The organism is Pseudomonas protegens, from assembly GCF_003732485.1.
Lineage (GTDB): Bacteria > Pseudomonadota > Gammaproteobacteria > Pseudomonadales > Pseudomonadaceae > Aquipseudomonas > Aquipseudomonas protegens_B.
Genome location: NZ_MOAK01000073.1, coordinates 209,871 through 211,939, shown reverse-complemented (window position 1 = coordinate 211,939; position 2,069 = coordinate 209,871). Strand labels below are relative to the sequence as shown.

Below are 2,069 nucleotides of genomic sequence, written 5' to 3'. Positions count from 1 at the left end.
AGCAGAAACGCAGCTGGCACGACATCTACTCCAACACCCAGCTGGTGCGCATCCCCAAGAAAAAGAAATAGCCCGCCACTCACAAAAACGCCCCGACAGATCGGGGCGTTTTCATGACCACGGGAGAAAACCGATCAGGCGTTACCCGCCAGTTTCATCCGCGCCGCCTGGGTGAAGTCCAGCATGCGCTTGAGCGGCCGAACCGCATTAGGGACCAGCGCCGGGTCCACATGGATCTCGTTGCTGCCCTGCTGCAGGCACTGCAAGGTACGCTCAAGGGTATTCATGGCCATCCACGGGCAATGGGCGCAACTGCGGCACGCCGCACCGTTACCGGCAGTCGGCGCCTCGATGAACACCTTGTCCGGGCACAACTGCTGCATCTTGTAAAAGATGCCGCGGTCGGTAGCAACGATGAAGGTCTTGTTTGGCAGACGCTGCGCGGCAGCGATCAACTGACTGGTGGAGCCAACGGCGTCAGCCAGATCGATCACCGAGCTGGGGGACTCCGGGTGCACCAGGATCGCCGCCTCTGGGTACAGCGCCTTCATGTCTTCCAGTTGCTTGGACTTGAACTCTTCATGAACGATGCATGCACCGTCCCAGAGCAGCATGTCGGCACCGGTCTGGCGCTGGATATAAGTACCCAGGTGCTTGTCCGGCCCCCAGATGATCTTCTCGCCGTTATCCATCAGGCTTTCGACGATCTCCAGGGCGCAGCTGGAGGTGACCACCCAATCGGCGCGGGCTTTGACCGCTGCCGAGGTGTTGGCATACACCACCACGGTACGCTCAGGATGCTGATCGCAAAAAACCGAGAACTCATCCACCGGGCAACCCAGATCGAGAGAGCAAGTGGCTTCCAGCGTCGGCATCAGCACGCGCTTTTCAGGATTGAGAATCTTCGCCGTCTCGCCCATGAAGCGGACACCGGCAACCACTACGGTCTTGGCCGGATGGGCATTGCCGAAGCGCGCCATTTCCAGGGAGTCGGAAACACAGCCACCGGTTTCTTCGGCCAGGGCCTGAATCACCGGATCACAATAGAAATGTGCGACCAGCACCGCATCCTGAGCCTTGAGCTCGGCAGCGATGGCGGTGCGCAGATGGGCCTCTTGCTCAGCGCTCAAGGGTTTGGGCTGCTTGGCGTCGAGGTGGGCTTGAACCAGAAGGCGTTCAGAAATTTGCGTCATGTTCGCAAGACCTGCAGGCGCTTGGGCGCGAAAGTCGAGTATACCACCGGCTCCGGACCGCTTAGGGCCCCGCCGGGAGAGTGAGTTCATCAGGTACGGACAGCATTGGAGCCGCGCAAGGCTACAGAATATCCAGGGTATTCAAAAGCCTATTCTGCCCAACAGCCACGCCCTGCCCCGCCGGCTCCGTATCTGCCCGCACGCACCCAGGCTGCGCCCTGGCCCGCTGGTCGGACGGGGCACTGCCCGCGCCGGTCCGGCATGCACCATCAGGAAGTACGAGGAACGACCCGACAGGAGCTTCACGCGCCTCGAACAACCCACAACCGTTCACCAAGCGATTCGCGGCAAGGCAGCGCGATCCAGGAGCCAGGTCGCCACATCGGGGCTGTTGATCACCGAAGCATGGTGACTCCGTTCATCCCGCCAGTAGCGATTGTCCTGGGCCGGATCGAGGCCCAAGCCCTGGGCCAATGCCTCGGCGCTGCGACCGGCGGACAGCAGCACATCCACCGCAACGGCCGTCAGCGACACGGCCTGCCACTCAGAGAGCAGCAGGATATTGCCGTGGACGCAGTCGCGGCTGACCAACTGTGCATCCACCAGGTCGTCGATGTAGGCGTACTGCGGGTCGGCTTCCAGGCGTTGGGCAATGGCGGCCGGGGCCAGTCCTCGCAGCTCGGACAGCCGTGGCGGGTCCACCAGCAATACGGGCTGCGGCGCGGTCGCCGGGGTCCGCTGTGCCACGCAACAAGCGGCCACATAGGCGCCGAAGGAGTAACCAAGTACCGCGTCCACTGTACTCAGGTCATGCTCCTGGGCAATGTTTCGGGCCAGGGCGTCGACACTGGAATAGGGCCAGTAGTCGCTGTAGTT

2 protein-coding genes and 1 pseudogene are annotated in these 2,069 nt (G+C 62.2%); 1 reads left to right on the top strand and 2 read right to left on the bottom strand.

What is annotated here, in order from left to right:
* Positions 1 to 71, top strand: a pseudogene (locus BLX41_RS35730) (RDD family protein); the annotation flags it as partial.
* Between the two features lie 63 nt (positions 72 to 134).
* On the opposite strand, the gene nadA reads toward BLX41_RS35730, so the two are convergent.
* Positions 135 to 1,193, bottom strand: a complete 1,059-nt coding sequence (gene nadA / locus BLX41_RS19160) for a quinolinate synthase NadA (protein WP_123726151.1) — start codon at positions 1,191 to 1,193, stop codon at positions 135 to 137.
* A 330-nt stretch (positions 1,194 to 1,523) separates the two neighbouring features.
* A partial coding sequence (locus BLX41_RS19155; RefSeq protein ID WP_123726150.1) for a hypothetical protein occupies positions 1,524 to 2,069 on the bottom strand: 546 nt, incomplete at its 5' end.